16 protein-coding genes and 1 tRNA gene are annotated in these 19,291 nt (G+C 74.7%); 8 read left to right on the top strand and 9 right to left on the bottom strand.

Features of this window, described 5'->3' with window-relative positions; genetic code table 11:
* Positions 1–310 precede the first annotated feature (310 nt).
* The gene (erm, locus tag ACZ6PY_RS09750) at positions 311–1,129 is read left to right on the top strand and encodes an ErmE/ErmH/ErmO/ErmR family 23S rRNA (adenine(2058)-N(6))-methyltransferase (RefSeq protein WP_466070882.1); all 819 of its coding nucleotides are present in this window, start codon (positions 311–313) and stop codon (positions 1,127–1,129) included.
* Positions 1,130–1,135: 6 nt separating this feature from the next.
* Here erm and ACZ6PY_RS09745 read toward each other — a convergent pair whose 3' ends face one another.
* Positions 1,136–1,327, bottom strand: a complete 192-nt coding sequence (locus tag ACZ6PY_RS09745) for a DUF2795 domain-containing protein (protein ID WP_313718415.1) — start codon at positions 1,325–1,327, stop codon at positions 1,136–1,138.
* 90 nt (positions 1,328–1,417) lie between these two features.
* On the opposite strand from ACZ6PY_RS09745, the gene ACZ6PY_RS09740 reads away from it, so the two are divergent.
* Positions 1,418–2,674 carry an erythromycin esterase family protein gene (locus ACZ6PY_RS09740; protein WP_466070881.1) on the top strand — a complete coding sequence of 419 codons (1,257 nt, stop codon included), beginning with the start codon at positions 1,418–1,420 and terminating at the stop codon, positions 2,672–2,674.
* Between the two features lie 22 nt (positions 2,675–2,696).
* Here the strand turns inward: ACZ6PY_RS09740 and ACZ6PY_RS09735 are convergent, their stop codons facing one another.
* The 3 genes from ACZ6PY_RS09735 to ACZ6PY_RS09725 form a co-directional block, all read right to left on the bottom strand.
* Positions 2,697–4,877 carry an MMPL family transporter gene (locus ACZ6PY_RS09735; RefSeq protein WP_466070879.1) on the bottom strand — a complete coding sequence of 727 codons (2,181 nt, stop codon included), beginning with the start codon at positions 4,875–4,877 and terminating at the stop codon, positions 2,697–2,699.
* Positions 4,878–4,909: 32 nt separating this feature from the next.
* Positions 4,910–5,455 carry a TetR/AcrR family transcriptional regulator gene (locus ACZ6PY_RS09730; RefSeq protein ID WP_262284773.1) on the bottom strand — a complete coding sequence of 182 codons (546 nt, stop codon included), beginning with the start codon at positions 5,453–5,455 and terminating at the stop codon, positions 4,910–4,912.
* An 80-nt stretch (positions 5,456–5,535) separates the two neighbouring features.
* Positions 5,536–5,931, bottom strand: a complete 396-nt coding sequence (locus ACZ6PY_RS09725; protein WP_466070876.1) for a winged helix-turn-helix transcriptional regulator — start codon at positions 5,929–5,931, stop codon at positions 5,536–5,538.
* A gap of 81 nt (positions 5,932–6,012) precedes the next feature.
* On the opposite strand from ACZ6PY_RS09725, the gene ACZ6PY_RS09720 reads away from it, so the two are divergent.
* Positions 6,013–7,503, top strand: coding sequence for an MFS transporter (locus tag ACZ6PY_RS09720; protein WP_466070875.1), 1,491 nt, complete (start codon positions 6,013–6,015; stop codon positions 7,501–7,503).
* A 505-nt stretch (positions 7,504–8,008) separates the two neighbouring features.
* Here ACZ6PY_RS09720 and pdxR read toward each other — a convergent pair.
* Entirely contained in the window at positions 8,009–9,409 is a 1,401-nt protein-coding gene (pdxR, locus tag ACZ6PY_RS09715; protein ID WP_466072026.1) for a MocR-like pyridoxine biosynthesis transcription factor PdxR, read from the bottom strand.
* 53 nt (positions 9,410–9,462) lie between these two features.
* Between pdxR and ACZ6PY_RS09710 the strand changes: the two genes are divergently transcribed.
* From ACZ6PY_RS09710 to ACZ6PY_RS09690, 5 genes are all read left to right on the top strand, one after another.
* Positions 9,463–10,251, top strand: a complete 789-nt coding sequence (locus ACZ6PY_RS09710) for an isocitrate lyase/PEP mutase family protein (protein WP_466070873.1) — start codon at positions 9,463–9,465, stop codon at positions 10,249–10,251.
* Positions 10,248–10,727, top strand: a complete 480-nt coding sequence (locus ACZ6PY_RS09705) for a cupin domain-containing protein (protein WP_466070872.1) — start codon at positions 10,248–10,250, stop codon at positions 10,725–10,727. Before ACZ6PY_RS09710 ends, ACZ6PY_RS09705 begins: the two co-directional genes overlap by 4 nt.
* A 93-nt stretch (positions 10,728–10,820) precedes the next feature.
* Positions 10,821–11,780, top strand: coding sequence for a non-homologous end-joining DNA ligase (ligD, locus tag ACZ6PY_RS09700; protein WP_466070871.1), 960 nt, complete (start codon positions 10,821–10,823; stop codon positions 11,778–11,780).
* Positions 11,781–11,890: 110 nt separating this feature from the next.
* Positions 11,891–15,652, top strand: a complete 3,762-nt coding sequence (locus ACZ6PY_RS09695) for a S8 family serine peptidase (RefSeq protein WP_466070869.1) — start codon at positions 11,891–11,893, stop codon at positions 15,650–15,652.
* An 84-nt stretch (positions 15,653–15,736) separates the two neighbouring features.
* On the top strand, positions 15,737–16,720 hold the full coding sequence (locus tag ACZ6PY_RS09690) for a helix-turn-helix domain-containing protein (protein WP_466070867.1): 984 nt from the start codon (positions 15,737–15,739) through the stop codon (positions 16,718–16,720).
* 65 nt (positions 16,721–16,785) lie between these two features.
* On the opposite strand, the gene ACZ6PY_RS09685 is transcribed toward ACZ6PY_RS09690, so the two are convergent.
* The 4 genes from ACZ6PY_RS09685 to ACZ6PY_RS09670 form a co-directional block, all read right to left on the bottom strand.
* A tRNA-Arg gene (locus ACZ6PY_RS09685) sits at positions 16,786–16,857 on the bottom strand.
* Positions 16,858–16,917: 60 nt separating this feature from the next.
* Positions 16,918–17,613, bottom strand: coding sequence for a winged helix-turn-helix domain-containing protein (locus tag ACZ6PY_RS09680; RefSeq protein WP_151461908.1), 696 nt, complete (start codon positions 17,611–17,613; stop codon positions 16,918–16,920).
* Between the two features lie 180 nt (positions 17,614–17,793).
* Positions 17,794–18,468 carry a DUF305 domain-containing protein gene (locus ACZ6PY_RS09675; protein ID WP_466070865.1) on the bottom strand — a complete coding sequence of 225 codons (675 nt, stop codon included), beginning with the start codon at positions 18,466–18,468 and terminating at the stop codon, positions 17,794–17,796.
* 10 nt (positions 18,469–18,478) lie between these two features.
* Positions 18,479–19,285 (bottom strand): DUF3105 domain-containing protein, encoded by an 807-nt coding sequence (locus tag ACZ6PY_RS09670; RefSeq protein WP_466070863.1) that lies wholly within the window; start codon positions 19,283–19,285, stop codon positions 18,479–18,481.
* Positions 19,286–19,291: the final 6 nt, after the last annotated feature.

The raw sequence follows: 19,291 nt of genomic DNA, 5'->3' as shown, positions 1-19,291 counted from the left end.
GCCCTGATCGACGTGGCCGTCGCGCCGGCCGCGCGGGGGCTCCTCCTGGTCGCCCGCCCGCGGGTCCGGCGCCCGGCCCTGGCCGGCCGGGACGCCCACCGCGCCTGACCTGACCGTCCGCACCGCCGGCCCCTGACCGGGCCGGCCGCCGCCGGCTGCCCGGCGCGCCGCCGCCCGCCCCGATCGGGGTGTGGCCACCGCGTCCCCGCCGAATCTCCAGGGTCGTCCGAGTCCCGATCCGCTCGGACAGGCCCGCCTCCGCGCCGCCTGTCCGTTCCCGTCGCCGTCCGGCGACAGACAGGACGATCCCGTGGCGCCCCGCCGATTCCGTACCACCGCACGCGACCGGTCCCGTCGCGCGCTGTCCCAGAACTTCCTCGCCGACCCGGCCGCCGTCGCGCGGGTGCTCCGGGCCGCCCGCCCCGGCCCGGACGACCTGCTGCTGGAGGTGGGCGCCGGGCGCGGCCAGCTGACCCGGCCGCTCGCCGCCCGGTGCGGCCGGCTGGTCGCGTACGAGGTGGACCCGACCGTGCTGCCGGAGCTGGCCGCGGCCTGCGCGGACCTGCCGCACGTCGAGGTCCGGGCGGCCGACTTCCTGGCCGCCGTCGCCCCCGCCGAGCCGTTCGCGGTGGTCGGCAACATTCCCTGGTCGCTGACCGCCGCCGTGGTCCGCTGGTGCCTCGCCGCGCCGCGCCTGCGGTCGGCCACCCTGCTCACCCAGCTCGACTACGCGCGCAAGCGCACCGGCGACCACGGCCGGTGGAGCCGGCTCACCGTGCTCACCTGGCCCGAGCACCACTGGCGGCTGGCCGGCCGGGTGCCCCGGAACGCGTTCCGGCCGGTGCCCGCCGCCGACGGCGGGCTGCTGCGCGTGGAGCGCCGCCCGGAGCCCCTGCTGCCGCGGGCGGCGCTGCCCGCGTACCGGCGGATGGTGGAGCTGGGCTTCGGCGGGGTCGGCGGCTCGCTGGCCGCCTCGCTGCGGACCGGCTATCCGCGCCGGCGGGTCGACGGTGCGCTGCGGGCCGCCCGGCTCGGGCCGGACACCCCGGTCGGGCTGGTCTGGCCCGAGCAGTGGCTGGTGCTGTTCCGGCTGCTGCACGCCGGGCACCCCGGCGCGGGTGGGTGGTGACCCGGCTCAGACCAGGGTGTTGAGGGCCTCGCCGAGCTCGGCGGGGGAGTCGAACTCCTCCGCCGGCAGCGCCCTGAGCATCTGCAACATCTCGGTGCTGGCGCCGTTCTCCTGGCCCCAGCGGACCAGGTCCGCTCGGGAGACCGGGTAGTCGAGCCCGGCCAGGAACTCCTGCAACTGCGCCCCGGTGACGGTCATGCCGGCGGGCTACCCGCTGTGCCGGGCGCCATGCCCGCCGGCCCGGCCGTGGCGACGGTTTGCCCGGACGGGTCCCGGGTAGCCGCTCGCATGCTGGTACAGCGGCTCGGCGCGCCGAGCGACTTCGACCCGCTGCTGGAACGCGTCCGGGACGCGCGGATCGTCATGATCGGCGAGGCGACGCACGGCAGCTACGACTACTACCGGCTGCGCGAGCAACTGACCCGGCGGCTCATCGCCGAACAGGGCTTCGATTTCGTCGCGGTGGAGGGGGACTGGCCGGACTGCGACCGGGTGAACTGCTCGGTGGTGGGCGCGCCGGGCGCGCCGGCCGATCCGCAGACCGCGCTGGAGGGCTTCGAGCGCTGGCCGACCTGGATGTGGGCCAACGCCGAGGTGGCCCGGTTCTGCCGCTGGCTGCGGGCGTGGAACCTGGAACGCCCCGAGGGGGAGCGGGCCGGCTTCCACGGCCTGGACGTCTACAGCCTCTGGGAGTCGATGCAGGCCATCTTCGACTACCTGGGCGAGGAGGAGCCCGCCTCGCTGGAGGCGGCGCAGGAGGCGTACCGGTGCTTCGAGCCGTACGGCAAGCGGATGGAGGACTACGCAGCGGCCAGCCGGTTCGTCTCGGCCCGGTGCGAGGAGGAGGTGGTTCGGCTGTTGGCGCGTACCCGGGAACAGGCCGCCGCCGACGGCGCTGACCGCTTCGCGGCCTGGCAGAACGCGGAGGTGGTGGCCGGCGCGGAGCGCTACTACCGGGCCATGGTCGGCGGCGGCCCGGAGTCCTGGAACATCCGCGACATCCACATGGCCGACACGCTGGACCGGCTGCTCGACCACTACGGCCCGCAGGCGCGCGGGATCGTCTGGGCCCACAACACCCACGTCGGTGACGCCCGGGCCACCGACATGGCGGCGGACGGGCTGGTGAACATCGGCCAGCTCGGCCGGGAACGGCACGGCCGGGACGCCGTGGTGCTGGTCGGCTTCGGCAGCTACCGGGGCACGGTGGTCGCCGCGCCGCGCTGGGGCTCGCCGGCCGAGGCCATGACGGTGCCGCCGGCCCGGGAGGGTTCGGTGGAACGGCGGCTGCACGAGCTGATGCCGGAGCGAGCGGTGCTGGTCTTCGGCGGCGAGGACCAGCCTGAGTGGGTGACCGGCGAAGCCGACCACCGGGCCATCGGCGTGGTCTACGACCCGAGCTTCGAGTCCTGGGGCAACTACGTGCCGACCCGGCTGGGCGAGCGCTACGACGCGTTCATCTGGTGCGACGAGGCGACCGCGGTGCACCCGCTGCCGGCGCTGGCCACCCCGGGGGAGATGGAGACCTACCCGGCCGGCGTCTGACCGGCCGGGCAGGTCCCCGGCGTCACACCTGGGCGGGCTCGCGCTCGGCGAGGTGGGCGCGCAGGCCCTCGCCCTCGACGTCCACGTTGGGCAGGATCCGGCCGAGCCAGCGCGGAAGCCACCAGGCGGCGTTGTCGAGCAGCGACATGACCGCCGGAACGATGGTCATCCGGACCACGAAGGCGTCGATGGCGACACCGATCGCGAGCGCGAAGCCCATCGACTTGATGACCGGGTCGTCCAGGAAGACGAAGCCACCGAACACCGAGATCATGATCAGCGCGGCGGCGGTGACCACCCGGGCGCCGTGGCCCATCCCGTTGATGGTGGCCTGGCGGGCGGTGTCGCCGTGGACGAAGTCCTCGCGCATCCGGGACACCAGGAAGACCTCGTAGTCCATGGCCAGGCCGAACAGGATGCCGATGAGCAGGATCGGCAGGAAGCTGACCAGCGGGCCCGGGGTGTCCAGCCCGACCAGGTCGGCCAGGTGGCCCTGCTGGAAGACCGCCACCGTGATGCCGAAGGTGGCCGCCACGGTGAGCAGGAAGCCCAGCGCGGCCTTCACCGGCACCAGGATCGACCGGAACACCAGCATGAGCAGCAGCACCGACAGGCCCACCACCAGCAGCAGGTAGACCGGCAGCGCGTCGGAGAGCTTCTCCGACACGTCGATGCCGATGGCGGTGACGCCGGTCAGCAGCACGTCGGCGTTCCGGATGTCGCCGACCTGCGCGCGGATGTCGTGCACCAGCGTCTCGGTGGCCGCGTCGGTCGGCCCGGTCTTCGGGATCACCCCGAGCAGCGCGGTGCGGCCGGTCTGGTCGAGCTGCGGCGGCGCCACCGCCAGCACCCCGTCGGTCTTCTGGATCAGCGCGGTCACCTGCGGCACGGCGGCCTGGGTGGCCTGCGGCGAGTCGGCGGTGACGACCACCGCGAGCCGGCCCGTGAAGCCCTCGCCGAAGCCCTCCCGGATCAGCTCGTTGCTGACCCGGGCCGGGCTGCCCTCGGCGGCCGTGGCCGCGTCCGGCAGGGCCAGCCGCATGTCCTGGGCGGGGATGGCGAGCAGGCCGAGGCCGAGCAGGCCGACCAGGATGACCGGGATACGCAGCCGGGTCACCCAGTGTGCCCAGCGGAAGCCGAAGCCCGAGCGGTCCTCCGAGCCGGTGCCCGGGTCCTCGACCGCCCTGCGGTCGCGCAGCTTGCGCGGAAGCACCTTCCGGCCGGCGAACCCGAGCAGCGCCGGGGCCAGGGTGATCGCCACCAGCACGGCCACGCTGACGGTGCCGGCGGCGGCGAGGCCCATCACGGTGAGGAACGGGATGCCCACCACGGCCAGGCCGGCGAGCGCGACCACCACGGTGGCGCCGGCGAAGACCACGGCGGAGCCGGCCGTGCCGACCGCGCGGCCGACCGCCTCCTCGGGCGAGAGGCCGTCGAGCAGGTTCTGCCGGTGCCGGGAGGTGATGAACAGCGAGTAGTCGATGCCGACCGCGAGGCCGAGCATCAGGGCCAGGATCGGCGCCGTGCTGGTCAGCTCGACCGCGCCGCTGAGCGCGTACAGGCCGGCCATGCCGACGCCGACGCCGATCAGCGCGTTCAGCATGGTCATCCCGGCCGCGACGAGCGAGCCGAAGGTGATGACCAGGACGATCGCCGCGACCAGCACGCCGAGCGCCTCGGTGGAGCCGACCTCCGGCTCGGAGTTGAGCACCTCGCCGCCGGGGGCGATCTGCCAGCCCTGCGCCTCGGCCTGCGCGCCGACCTTCTCGTACGCGTCGCGCTGGGCGTCGGTCACGTCGTCGGCCCGGCCCTGGAACTGCACCTGGATGAGCGCGTACCGGCCGTCCGGGGTGAGCGCCTGCGCCTGGTACGGGTCGACCGCGCCGACCACACCGGGCAGCGTGGCCGCCTCCTGGGTGACCTGCTTGACGATCGCCTGTCCCTCGGGCGTGGTGAGCTGGCCCGCCTGGGGGGCCTTGACGGCGATGGTGCCGGTGGCGCCGCTGGCCGCCGGGAACCGGTCGGCGAGCAGGTCGATCGCCTTCTGCGACTCGGTGCCCGGCATGGTGAAGTTGCTCGCCGTCGGGCCCTTCAGGGTGGCCGCGGCGAGGCCGAGGCCGACGAGTACGACGAGCCACACGACGGCGACGAGTCGCCGTCGGCGCAACGATGCCCGGCCGAGCCGGTACAGCAGGGTCGCCATGGGTTTCCTTGTCCTCGGGGTCGGAACGGGGATCAGGTGACGGGTTCGAGGGCCCGCCGGACGACGGCCAGCAGGGCGGGCCGCAGTTCGTCGTCGGGGATGTCGATGAACTCGGCGCACGTCTCGGCGATGCCGGCGAGCACCACGAGCGCGGCGATCCGCGCGGAGGGCCGGTCGGAGTGGCCGGCGAAGGCCGCGACGAGCCGTTCGGAGATCTGCTGGATGTGCGCGAACGCGGGCTGCTGGAGCAGGTCGGGGAACTCGCCCCGGAGCAGCGCGATCTGCCGGCGGAAGCGCACCGCCAGGTCGACGAAGCCCTCGCCGGCGATCTGCTGCGCCGCCGCGCCGGTGGTGCCGGCGAGGCGGGCGTCGAGCGCCTCCAGCACCGCGATGGCGGGTGCCATCAGCTCACCGAGGAGCGCTTCCTTGTTGGCGAAGTGGTAGAGCACGGTCGCCTTCGAGCAGCCCACCGCACGGGCGATGTCCTGGAGCGAGGTGCCCTTGTAGCCGGTGACGGCGAAGCGTCTCGCCGCCGCTGCGAGGATCTCGCCGTGTGTCTCCGGTACCGCCCGTGCCATGCCCTCCAGCATGCCTGACCGATCGGTCAGCACCTGACCGATCGGTCAGACGGATCGGGTGGCCTTCGCCACAGCGGCACTCAGCCGACCGGCGTCCCGTGCTCCCGGTCGTACGCCGCCCGCGCCGCGCTGATCCCCTCGCGGTGCCGTTCCGCCCAGCGGGTGAGCGCCACCAGCGACTCGTAGAGCTCGCGGGCCATCGGGGTGGCCGTGTACTCGACCCGGGGCGGCACGGTGGGGTGGACCCGGCGGTGCAGCAGGCCGTCCCGCTCCAGGTTGCGCAGGGTCAGCGTGAGCATCCGGCGGCTGATCCCCTCCACCTGGCGCTCCAGCTCGGTGAAGCGGATCGGGCCCTGGGAGGCGGCGATCAGGATGCCGATGCTCCACTTCCCGCCGACCCGGTCCAGCGCCTCCCGCACGGTGCAGGCCCGCGCCTGGTCGGCCTGGATGGACACACACCTGTTCCCCTGGGACATCAAAGTGCCTCCTTCCGCTCGGCCTCATGGTCACAGACGATGGCCTCAGTAACAAACCGTGCACCAAGGAGGCGCTCCACCATGACGGGGACCAACCGCTGGCCCGCGCTGCTCGTGCTCAGCGCCGGCAGCCTGATGATCATCCTGGACGGCAGCATCGTCGCCGTCGCACTGCCGGCCGTCCAGGCCGACCTCGGCTTCCCGGCCGCCGGGCTGGCCTGGGTGGTGAACGCGTACCTGGTCGCCTTCGGCGGGCTGCTGCTCCTGGCCGGGCGGCTGGGCGACCTGCTCGGCCGGCGGCAGGTGTTCCTGGCCGGGGTCGCCCTGTTCACCCTCGCCTCGCTGCTCTGCGCGGCCGCCACCGGTCCGGGCACCCTGGTCGCCGCCCGGTTCGCGCAGGGCGTCGGAGGCGCGCTCGCCACCGCGGTCAGCCTCGGCATGATCGTCCGGATCTTCCCCGAGCCGGCCGAGCGGGCCCGCGCCATCGCCGTGTTCAGCTTCACCGGCGCGGCCGGAGCCTCGCTCGGGCTGCTGGTCGGCGGAGTCCTCACCGACCTGACCGGGTGGCGGTCGATCTTCCTGATCAACCTGCCGATCGGCGCGGCGATCGTGGCCGGCGCCGTACGGCTGATCGCGCCCGACCGCGGCGCCGGGCTGCGGGCCGGACTGGACCTGCTCGGCGCAGTGCTGGCCACGGCCGGGCTGATGGCCGCGGTGCTGGCCATCGTGGGCGCCGGGGAGCACGGCTGGACCTCGCCGCGCACCCTCGGCGCGGGCGCGCTCGCCGCCGCGCTGCTCGCCGGCTTCGCGGCCCGGCAGCGGCACGCCGGCACGCCGCTGCTGCCGCCCCGGGTGCTGCGCGCACCCGGCCTGGTCGCCGCGAACGCCACCCAGTTCCTCATGGTGGCCGCCTACTTCGGCTTCCAGTTCCTGCTCGCCCTGCACCTGCAACTCGTGCTCGGGCTGGACCCGGCCGCCACCGGATTCGCCTTCCTGCCCACCCCGCTGGTGATCGCGGCGGTCTCGCTGGGCCTCGCCGGGCGGCTGGTGGCCCGGTTCGGCGCCCGGACCGTGCTGGTCGGCGGGCTGGCACTCGCCGTGGTCGGGTTCCTGCTGCTGGTCCGACTCCCGGTGGACGCCCGCTACACCGCCGACGTGCTGCCCGCGATGCTGGTCTTCGGCGTGGCCGGCGGGCTCACCCTGCCGGCGGTCACCACCCTGGCCATGGCCGGTGCGGAGCCCGCCGACGCCGGGCTCGCCTCCGGGCTGGCCAACACCACCCAGCAGGTCGGCGGGGCGCTCGGGCTGGCCGTGCTGGCCACCCTGGCGGCGAGCCGCACCGACGCGCTGCGCGCCGCCGGCACCGACGAGGTCGCGGCCCTCGCCCTGGGCTACCGGTCCGCCTTCGCGGTCGCCGCCGCCCTGGTGGCCGCCGCCCTCCTGGTCGCCCTGCTCACCGCCCGCCTAGCCCGCGCCGCCGGCCCCGCCGGCCCCGCTCGCGTCTCCCGCGCCGCCCGCCGTCCCGCCGCGCCTTCCACTTCCGCGGTCCCGGAGACGTGCTCCGCCCGCTGACCCGTGGGGCGTCGTCACACCCGGCTGCGGAGTCGTGATGCGATCTTGGCGAGTTTCCGTTTCCAGCCGACGGAAACTCGCCAAGATCTGTGCGAGCACGGAGCCTGTCCGCACGGCCTCGGGGCCGGCGGCATGTCGCCCTTCGGTCGCTACAAACTTGATGTCGTAAATGGATCGGCGGGGTCGGGGGTGGCGCGGAGGTTGGGGTCGGGGTCGGGTTGGGGATTGTGGACGGTCCGGGTCAGTGTCACGGCCTGAGCCGGGCCAGGACCTGAGCATGGCCAGGGTCGCGGCGGGCGGAGAGCGGTGCCGGTGAATCGCTCACGTCATCAAGTTCGTAGTCGGTGAGAAGACATGGCGATTCCAGGCCGCGACGGGGAGGCGCGTCGTGCTGATTCCACGGCCGTGCCCCGGGAAATCCGCGCGCCGGTTCCACGGCCGCTACCGGGGGAGCCGCGTCCCGGTTACACGGGCCGCGCGGGAGGAGCCGCGTCGTCGCGCCAGGTCAGGCGTCCAGGTCGTGCAGCACCCGGGCCAGGAGGTCCACGGCGGTGGGGTACGCGTGCGCGGGCGGGCCGGCGTAGCCGACCACCAGGCCGGGCGGGGCACTCTCGGGGTGGTGCCGGTGCATGGCCAGCCCGCCGACGGCGAGACCGCGCGCGGCGGCCGCGGCGAGCACCTCGGCCTCGGCCGGGCCGTCCGGGCGCAGGTGGACGGTGGCGTGCAGGCCGGCCGCCACGCCGTCCAGCGCCGACCGTGGGCCCAGCCGCTCCAGGAGGAAATCCCGCCGCTGCCGGTAGCGGCGCCGGACGGTGCGGATCTGCCGGTCGTAGCCGTGCCCGTCGATCAGCTCCGCGAGAGCGAGCTGGCCGATCGTCTCGCTCTGCAGGTCCAGGTGGCGCTTGGCCTCCACCACCGGCTCCACGAGCCGGGCCGGCAGCACCAGCCAGGCCAGGCGGAGCGCCGGTCCGAGCGTCTTCGCCGCCGTGCCCACGTACGCGACCTGCTCCGGTGCGGTGCCCTGGACCGCACCGACCGGCTGCCGGTCGTAGCGGAACTCGCCGTCGTAATCGTCCTCGACCACCAGCCCGCCGGTGGCCCGGGCCCACTTCGCCAGGGCGTGCCGGCGGGCCGGGTGCAGGGTCACCCCGGTGGGGAACTGGTGCGCCGGGGTCACCACGGCGGCCCCCACCCGGGCCAGCGGCCCGGCGCCGAGCAGGTCGGTGCGCGCGCCGAGCCCGTCGACCGGCAGCGGCAGCACCGTGCCGCCGTGCCGGCGGACCACCTCCCGGTGGAAGGCCAGCCCGGGGTCCTCCATGGCCACCGTCGGCGTGCCGGCGTCCCGGAGCACTCCGGCGAGCAGCACGAGGGCCTGGACGTACCCGGTGGTGACCACGATCCGTTCCGGGTCGGCCAGCACGCCGCGGGCCCGGCCCAGGTAGCCGGCGAGCGCGCGGCGCAGCTCCGGGCGGCCGCGCGGGTCGCCGTAGCCGTACGCCTCGGCGGGGGCGACGGCCAGCGCCCGCCGGGTGGCCCGCAGCCAGGCGGTGACCGGGAAGAGCCCGACGTCGGGGCTGCCCGGGCGCAGGTCGTACCGGAAGGTCGCCGAGCCGGGCGGCGGCGCGGCCGGCGGCGGCGCGGCCCGAAGCAGCCCGCTGACCTCCGTGCCCGCGCCGATCCGGGCGACCAGCCAGCCCTCGGCGACCAGCTGGTCGTAGGCGGCGCTCACGGTGCCCCGGGACAGGCCCAGCTCGGCGGCGAGGACGCGGGTGGCCGGCAGCCGGGTGGCCGGCGGGAGCCGCCCGTCGCGGATGGCGTCCCGCAACGCCCGTTCCAGGCCGGCCCGCCGGCCGCCGGTGGCGTCCAGCTCCAGGTGCAGGTCGACGCCGAAATCGGCCCAGTCCATCGGCACGGAATTGGAGCTTACGGGCGGGCCGCCGGCGCGGCGAGACTGGCCGCATGACCGAGCTGAGCCGGCGGGCCGCCGCGCTGCGCGCGCTGCACCGCCCCGGGGACCCGCTGATCCTGCCGAACGCCTGGGACCCGGGGTCCGCCCGGGCGGTGGTCGCGGCCGGCTTCCCGGCCGTCGCCACCAGCAGCGCCGCGGTCGCCGAGGCGCTCGGCCACACCGACGGCGAGGCCACGCCGGTGGGCGAGATGTTCGCGGCGGTCGGCCGGATCGCCGCCGCCGTGCCGGTCCCGGTCACCGCCGACCTGGAACGGGGGTACGGGCTGCGCCCGGCCGAGCTGGTCGAGCGGCTGCTGGCGGCCGGCGCGGTGGGCTGCAACATCGAGGACTCCGACCCGCGTACCCGGGAGTTGTACGACCTCGAGGAGCAGGCGGACCTGCTCGCCGGCATCCGAGCGGCGGCCCGCGCGGCCGGCGTGGACCTGGTGCTCAACGCCCGGGTCGACGTGCACCTGCGGGCGTACGGGCCGGCGGAGGGCCGGCTCGCCGAGGCGGTGCGCCGGGCCCGCCGCTACCGGGCCGCCGGGGCGGACAGCGTCTACCCGATCCTGCTGGCCGACCCGGCGCAGATCCGCCACGTCGTCACCGAGGTGGACGCCCCGGTCAACGTGATGGCCCGGCCCGGCGCCCCCACCCCGGGCGAACTGGCGGCCCTCGGCGTGGCCCGGATCAGCTACGGCTCGGGCCTGTACGCCGCCGCCCGCGCCCGTATCGTCGGGATGCTCGCCGCGATCGCCGCGGGCCACGAGGCGTTCCCGACCGGAGAGGAGGCCCGGTGACCTACCCGCCGCCGCGTTACGCGGGCGACCAGGGCGAGCAGACGGCCACCTACCGCCCGGCGGACCAACCCCCGGAGCTGGTCTATCCCTCCGGCGGCACGGCGCACTACCTGGCCACGGGCGCGTCGACCAACGGGCAGTTCGGCCTGTACCGCTGGGAGATGGGGCCGCAGCCGAGCGGCCCGTCGCCGCACTTCCACCGGTCCATCTCGGAGTCCTTCTTCATCCTCTCCGGCGCGGTACGCATCTACGACGGCCGGCGGTGGATCGACACCGGGCCCGGGGACTTCGTGCACGTCCCCGAGGGCGGCGTACACGCGTTCCGCAACGAGTCCGGCGAGCCGGCGTCGATGTTGCTGCACTTCGCCCCGGGCGCGCCCCGGGAGGGCTACTTCGAGGGCCTGCTGGACCTGGCCGGCCGGAGCGAGGAGGAACGGGCGGAGTTCTTCCTGCGGCACGACACCTTCTGGGTCTGATCCGGCGCCCGCCGGTCGGGCCGGAGCCACCGCATTCCGCCGGGAATCCGTGTCGGGGTTGCCGACCCGGGCGCTGCCCGGGAAGGTGGGCGGATGGGCGCCGCTGACGAGACCCGGGCCGGGGTGTCGCTGACCAACCTGGACCAGCCGCTGTTCGACGGGGCCGGGGCCACCAAACGCGACCTGGTCGACTACCTGGACGCCGTCCACGAGCGGATGCTGCCCGGGCTGCGGGACCGGCCGCTGTCGGTGGTCCGGGTACGGCCCGGCCAGGACCCGTTCATGCAGAAGAACCTGCCGAAGTACACACCGGACTGGGTGCGCCGCACCTCGGTCTGGGCGGAGGCCTCGCACCGCGACATCTCGTACGCCCTCTGCGACGACCGGCGGACGCTGCTCTGGTTCGCCAACCAGCGGGCGGTCGAGTACCACCCGACGCTGGGCCACGCGGGCCACCCCGAGCACCCCACCCACCTGGTGCTCGACCTGGACCCGCCGCCGGGCGACTCGTTCGGCGTGGCGGTCCGCACCGCGCTGCTGGTCCGGCAGGCCCTCACCGACGCGGGGCTGGCCGGCGCGGTGAAGACCAGCGGGGCGAAGGGCCTGCACGTGATCGTGCCGGTGGACCCGGCGACGATGGCCGAGGAGGCCGCCGCCGCGACCCGGGCCCTCGCCGCCCGGACCGAACGGCTCGACCCGGCGCTGGCCACCACCGCCTTCATCGTCGAGGACCGGGGCGGCCGGGTCTTCGTCGACTCCACCCGGTCGTACGGGGCGACCGTGGTGGCCGCGTACAGCCCGCGCATCCGGCCCGGCACGCCGGTGTCGTACCCGGTCGGCTGGGCCGACGTCGAGGCCGCGACCCCGGCCGACTTCACGGTGAAGACCGTGCCGGGGCTCCTCGGCGACCGGGACCCGTGGGCGGAGGCGCTGCCCGCGCCGCAGCGGCTGCCGGAGGAGCTGGTCGCCGAGGGGCGGACCATCCCGGTGGCCCGGGTGCAGGCCATGCACGAGGGCAAGCGCCGCGCGAAGGCCCGCCGCGAGGCCGGCTGACCAGCCCCTGACCACGGCCGGCGGCGGCGCCGGCTGATCGCTGCCAAGTCAGCAACCCGCCATCGGCGAAGTCTTCCGTGGTGCCCGCGGGGGCCGGTATCTCCTTCACCATGCTCCCCCACACACCCCTGCGCCGAGCCGCCGCCACAGGTGTCGCCGGCGCCGTGCTGGCCGCGACCCTCTTCGGCCCGCCGGCCCCGACCGCGGGCGCCGCCACGCCGTCCACCCCCGGCCGGGCGGCCCCGGCCAGCACGGTCACCCTGATCACCGGTGACGTCGTCACGGTCACCGAGATCGGCGCGGGCCGGTACTCGACCGACATCCGGCGCCCCACCGGCGCCCGGGGCGGCGTGCACGCGCAGACCATCGGCAAGGACCTCTACGTCATCCCCGACGAGGTGCTCCCGTACCTCGCGTCCGGGCGCCTCGACCGGCGGCTCTTCGACGTCACCGGCCTGATCGAGGACGGCTACGACGACCGGCACTCCGACGGCATTCCGCTGATCGTGAGCTACGCCGACGCGGCGTCCGCCCGGCGTCCCGCGCCGGCCGGCACCACGAGGGTCCGGCCGCTGGCGAGCGTCCGCGGCGCGGCGGTCCGGGCCACCAAGCGCCAGGCCCGCCGGGTCTGGGAGGCCGTCACCCCGGACGTCGCCACCGTCGCCCCTGCCTCGGCCGACGCGACCCCGGTGCTGGCCGACGGCATCAGCCGGATCTGGCTGGACGGCAAGGTCCACGCCCAGCTCGCCGACAGCACCGCGCAGATCGGCGCCCCGGCGGCCTGGGCGGCCGGGCGCGACGGCTCCGGCGTGAAGGTCGCCGTCCTCGACACCGGGTACGACACCGACCACCCCGACCTGGCCGGCCGGGTCAGCGCGAGCGCCACCTTCGTGCCCGACGAGACCGTTGAGGACGGCAACGGCCACGGCACCCACGTCGCCTCGACGGTCGGTGGCAGCGGCGCCGCCTCCGGCGGCCTGGAGAAGGGCGTCGCCCCGAAGGCCGACCTGATCGTCGGCAAGATCCTCGCGGACGAGGGCTACGGCGCCGACTCGTGGGTGATCGCCGGCATGGAATGGGCCGCCGGCCAGGGCGCCCGGGTGGTCAGCATGAGCATCGGCGGCGACCAGTCGACCGACGGCACCGACCCGCTGAGCACCGCGGTCAACCAGCTCACCGCCCAGACCGGCGCCCTGTTCGTGGTGGCCGCCGGCAACGCCGGCGCCGAGGGCGTGATCAGCTCACCGGGCGCCGCGGACGCCGCGCTCACCGTCGCCGCGGTGGACTCCGCCGACGAACTCGCCGAGTTCTCCAGCCGGGGACCGCGCTTCGGCGACTACGCCCTCAAGCCGGACATCGCCGCCCCGGGCGTGGACATCCTCGCCGCGAAGGCGGGCGGGACGGCGGCGGACGGCTGGTACCAGTCGATGAGCGGCACGTCGATGGCCACGCCGCACGTGGCGGGGGCCGCGGCGGTCCTCGCCCAGCAGCACCCGGACTGGCGTGCCGCGCAGCTGAAGGACGCGCTCATGAGCACGGCGAAGAAGCGGGACGGCCAGACCGCCTACCAGGTGGGCGCGGGCCGGGTCGACATCCCGGCCGGGCTCGGCGCCACGGTGACCGCCACCGGCTCGGCGTACTTCGGATTCCAGGGCTGGTCCCACGACCATCCGGGGCCGATCGACCGCACCATCACCTACACCAACACCGGCGACGCCGCGGTGACGCTCGACCTGTCGGTGACCGGCGAGATCGCCGGCGGCCCGATGGACGCCGACCCGCACGCCGACGAGGGCAAGCCGGCGCCGGGGATGTTCACCCTGGCCGCGGACACGCTCGTGGTGCCCGCGCACGGCACGGCCTCGGTCACCGGGACCGCCCACCCCGAGCTGGGTGCCGCCGGCCGCCGCTACCTCGGCGAGGTCACCGCGACCGCCGCGGGTGGCATCCGCACGCGCACCACGCTCGGCCTCTACCTGGAGGACGAGCGGCACGACCTGACCTTCTCGATCAAGGACCGCGCCGGCCGGTACGCGTCGACCTTCCTCGCCGTGCAGCGCTTCGGTGAGGCCGATCCCTACTTCCTCACCAGCAGCGACACCGGGCCCACCACGGTGCGGCTGCGGCCCGGCACCTACAGCGTCTGGAGCTACCTGGACGTGCCCGGCAAGCACGGCCCCGACTCCCGCGGCACCGCCCTGCTGGGTGACCCGGAGATCGTGCTGGACCGGGACCGGACGATCACCCTCGACGCGCGCAAGGCGGTGGAGGCCACCGCCACGGTGCCGAAGCGGACCGAGGACCGGATCCTGATGATGGACTGGTACCGGTCGGACGGTGTCAACGGCATCGACGACAAGTACATCCTCTCCCCGTGGACCGACACGATGTGGGTCCTGCCGACGAAGCAGGTCACCCGCGGGGCGTTCGAGTACGAGACCCGCTGGCGCAAGGCGTACCCGCTGCTCACCGTGACCGACCGGGGGCGGGAGGTGCGCTTCCTCGGCCAGCCGGGCTCGGCGCTCCACGAGGGCCGCGCGCAGGCCGAGGGGGTGCACGTCGGCCTCGGCCGCCCGGCGGACTACGCGGGCCGCGACGTGCGCGGCAAGGTCGTGCTGGTGGACCGCTCCGACGAGCTGAGCAACGCCGAGCGCGCCGCGGCGGCCGCCGGGGCCGGGGCCGCGCTGCTGATCGTCGTCAACGACACGGCGGATCCGTACTCCCAGTGGGTGGGGGACGACGAGGGCCGGCTCAGCGGCGTGCCGGTCGTCAGCGTCACGTCCACCACCGGCGCTCCGCTGGTGGACCGGGCCCGCCGGGGGCAGCTGCGGCTCGGGCTCGAGGGCACCCCGAACTCGCCGTACACGTACGACCTGGTCGACCCGCACCCCGGCCGGATCCCGGCGGACCTCGCGTACCGGCCCCGGCCCAGGGACCTCGCGGTGGTGGAGATGCGGTTCCACGGTGACGCCCCGACGCTGGGTGGCGAGTTCCGGGAGGACTTCCGTCCCTACCGCACCTACTCGGCCGGCTTCCCGCTCTGGCAGGGCATGCAGCGGACCCGGACCGACTACGTCTCCGCCCAGCCGGGCACGACCTGGCGGGAGGGTGCCATCGGCGGCCGGGAGATGGAGCTGGCCTCGGTCGGCGAGCAGCGGGCCTACCGGCCGGGCAGCCGCAGCACCGTCTCCTTCTTCGGGCCGGTCACCCGGCCCCGGGACAACGCCTCGTTCTACGCGTCCGAACGCAACGCGGGTTGGCTGACCTTCAACGTCCAGCCCTGGTCGGACGGCGATCGGGGGCACGCCGGGTTCATGCAGTGGGGCAGCGACATCGCCTTCACCGTCCGGCGCGACGGCGAGGAGATCGCGAAGGTGAACGGCTGGGCCCAGGCCACGATCGAGGGCAACCCGGAGGGCGTCGGGCACTACTCGCTCGACCTGGTGGCCAGCCGCGCCGGGTACCGGCTGTCCCCGCGTACCCACACCACCTGGGAGGTGCGCTCGCCGCACGTCGAGAGCGTGGACGACCTCGACGTCGTGGCGGTGCTCCAACTGGACTACGCGGTCGCGACCGACCTGCTCGGGAACGCCTGCGGCGGCCGCCAGCACCTCACCGTGACCCCGTCCCACCTGCCGGGTGCCGCCGGCGCGGGGAAGATCGCCGGCACGAGGCTCGCCGTGTCGTTCGACGACGGGGCCCACTGGCGGGACGTGCCCCTGGTCCGCAGGGGCGGGACCTGGGTGGCAGACTTCGTGGCCCCCGACACCGGCTACGTCTCGCTCAAGGCCACCGCCTGGGACGACGCCGGCAACCGGGTCAGTCAGGAGATCACCCGGGCCTACGGCCTGGCCACCCGCGGTCCGCGGTAGCGGACCGCCAGGAGCGGCGGCCCCGGGACCCCCTCTCCGGGGCCGCCGCTCCGGTCCGCGCCACACCCCCGCAGGAGATGAGACATGCTGGCACCGTTGGGACTCGACCCCGTCGAGGAGGAGACGTACCGCCAGCTCATCGCTTCTCGCCGGGCGTGCGCCGCGGAGGTCGCGGCGGCCACGGGACGGTCCGACGCGGCGGTCCGGGCCGCCCTCGACGGCCTGGTCGAGCGCGGTCTGGTGGCCACGGCCACCGGCGCTCCGGCCGGCGACGGCCCGGTGTTCGTGCCGGCGCCGCCCGCCGTCGCCCTCAACGCCCTGCTCCGCCAGCGCCAGCACGACCTGCGGCAGGCCGAGTCCGACGTCGCGGCGCTGGCCGAGCAGTACCGCACCGCCGACCAGGCCCCCGGCGTCGTCGAGGTGATCGCCGACGTCGACACCGTCCGGCGCCGCTTCTTCCAGATCCAGGAGGCGGCGCGCCACGAGGTGCTCTCCATGGTGCCGCCCAACCTCCGGGTCGTCCCGCACCGGGAGAACACCGCCGAGCGGGCGAGCATGCGGCGGGGGGTCCGCTACCGGGCCCTGCTGGACCGGCGGGCGCTGACCGGGCCCGAGATGCAGGCCGACATCCGCGCCAGCATGTCGCTCGGCCAGGAGATCCGGATCGTCGACGCCGTGCCGGTCAAGATGATGATCGTGGACGGTGAGATCGCCATGCTGCCGCTGCACCACGACGCCGACGGATCGCCCGCGTCCATCCTGGTGCACCGCAGCGGGCTGCTCGCCGTGCTGGTGGCGTCCTTCGAGGCCGCGTGGGAGCGGGCGTACCCGCTGCGGCCCGCCCCGGCGCCGGACGAGGTGACCGAGTTGACAAGCGGCGAGCTGGGGGACGGGCACATGCAGGTGCTGGCGCTGCTGCTGTCCGGGCAGACCGACCAGGCCATCGCGACGCAGCTGGACATCTCGCTGCGCACCGTGCACCGCCGGATCCGCCAGCTCATGGACGCGGCCGGTGTGGACAGCCGGGTCCAGCTGGGCTGGGCCGCCGCCCGCAACGGCTGGGCCTGACCTCCGAGCGGGCCGTCCGCCATGCGAAGAAGCCCGGGCCAGCGGCCCGGGCTTCCTCGTGTCTGTGCCCCCGGCAGGATTCGAACCTGCGCCCCCGCCTCCGGAGGGCGGTGCTCTATCCCCTGAGCTACGGGGGCTCAGCGACCCGAGAAGAGTAGCAAACCCCTTCCCGGATCACCGAATCGGCACCCGGCGGCTCAGGCGGCGGCGACGGGGCGGCCGCAGCTCGGCAGCGGGTGGAGGACGATGCGGCGCGGCAGGCGGCGGGGCCACTCGTTGCGCGGCCAGGAGCCGTCGACGATCAGGTGCACCGTGCGCTCCTCGGCGCCGCTGAGCCGCAGCACGAAGTCGCGGGGGAGCGGCGGGTCCACCGACGGAGTTGTGATCATGAAGCGCACCCGGCCGCGGGACGAGACGGCGGAGATCACGTCGGCCGCCGGCATGGTGCCGCGCAGGCGTACGCGGCCGATCCAGTAGACCTCCGCGGCGTGCTCCTGGGCGGCCCGGGTGATCGACGGGTACTCGCTGCGTACCCAGCGTTCGACCGCGCCGACGCAGAGCCCGCAGGCCCGCTCCCGGGGCTCGCGCGGACCCAACCCCCAGGCCCGCAGGTACGCCCCGACCGTGCCGGCGTCCATGGTCAGCTCGAACTGGCGCTCGATGAGGGTGGTGAGGCTCTGTCGCGTCCAGAGCTCCTCGTCCAGGCCGAACTCGTCGGGGTGGACGCCCCGGAGCACGTCGATCAGTTCGAGTTCCTGTTCGCGGCTGAGCGTTCCCGGCTCGCCCTGCCGCAGTCCGCGACGGACGGCTGCCACCGCCCCGTCACCGCCGATGGTGTGACGTCGGCACCAACTGGTCACCGACCGCCCTGCGTCTCTGAGTGCAACCCCCACGTCCTGCGCAACGAGCCCGAATCGCAACTGGTCACGATATGTGTGGAGAAAAGTCTCCAAGCAGTGCAATGGGTTGTATGCCCCAAACCGTTATAAACCGGCATAACGGGCATGGCCCGCTCCCAGGCACGCGAAGGGCCCGCGTCGCGCACGACGCGGGCCCTCCGGGACGATCAGGCGTTACACCGTCCCGCCCAGGCGCTTGAGCGCCGCCGACAGGTTGGCCAGGTCCTTCTGCTGGGTGTTCTTCATGACCTGCGCGACCGCCAGCACGTCGTCGTCGTGCCCCTGGTCGAGGATCCCGTCGATCATGTGCACCCCGCCGACGTGGTGGCGGATCATCATCTGCAGGAAGAGCACGTCGAACTCGCGCCCGCTGGCGCCCCGCAGCTTCGCCATCTCCTCCGGCGTGGCCATGCCCGGCATGAGGCCGTTCTTCACCAGCCCGGGGCCGTCCGACATCCAGGCCATCGGCGGCTGGTCGCCGGTCGGGTCCAACTTCCAGGAGCGCAGCCAGGTCTGCATGGTGCCGATCTCGCCCTGCTGCCCGGTGGCGATGTCGCCGCCGATCTGGCGTACCTCCGGGTCCTGGCCCTGCCGGAACGCCAGCAGCCCCATCGCCACGGCCTGGGCGTGGTGGCTGGTCATGTCCCGGGCGAAGCCGGCCTCCGCCGAGTTCTCGCCCGGACGGGTGAGCGTCGGGGTGAGCAGACCGCCCGCGTACCCGAGGAGGAGACCGACCACGACGGCGGCCGCCAGGGCCAGGACGCCGAAGCGCCGCGCGGCCCGCCGGTCACCGGACTCGGTGACCGGGGACTCGTCGACGTCGGTGTCCGTGGTCGCGGCGGCGGTCATCGCGGCGTCCTCACTGGGTCGGCTGCTCGGGCATGTTGTTGCCCAGGTTGTCGCGCGGGGTGGTGCCGGTGGCGGTGACACCCTGGTCGCAGAGCGCGGTCGGGCCCTCGACGGAGGCGTTCACGCGCAGCGTCTTGATGAACTCGTCGATCCGGCCGTCGTCGGCGTTGTCGACCTTGAGCTGGAAGCCCCAGGCCTGGAGGGAGATCGGCTTGTCCAGCCCCTCGAACGGGCTGAGCATCATCTTCTCCTTGCCCTGCACCTTGGCCTTGAGCTTGGCCACCTGGTCGGCGGGCAGGTCGGGACGGTAGGTGATCCAGACCGTGCCGTGCTCCAGGCTGTGCACCGCGTGCTCGTTGGCGATCGGGGCGTCGTAGACGTCGCCCATGCAGTTCTGCCAGGCCTGGTTGTGCGGGCCGCCCACCGGCGGAAGCACGTCGTACTTGAGTGGGCCCGCCTGGTGCTGGCCGCCCTTGACCAGGTCCTTGTCCTTCTTGCGGAAGTCGACGATGCCGTTGATCGCGTCGGCCCGCTTCTCCCACGGCTGGGCGCCCTGGTAGACCGCCCACGCGCCCACGCCGATGATGCCCACCGCCAGGACGCCGACCGCGACGAAGAGCGCGATCGGACCCCACGCGCGACCCTGGCTCACCTTCACCGGGGTGACCGGCTTACGGCCCTTGCCGCCGGTCGGCCGGGTCGGGCCCTTGCCGCCGGAGGGCTTGTCGGCAGCCGCGGGCCGGCCGGCGGCCGGCTTCTTGCCGGTGCTGACCACGGTGGGACGGCGTTCCGGGCCGCCCGGGGTGCTGATGCTCATCGTGCC

Source organism: Micromonospora sp. NPDC048907, assembly GCF_055586885.1.
Note: the sequence above shows the minus strand (reverse complement) of the source record. Positions and strands in the feature narration are given on the sequence as shown.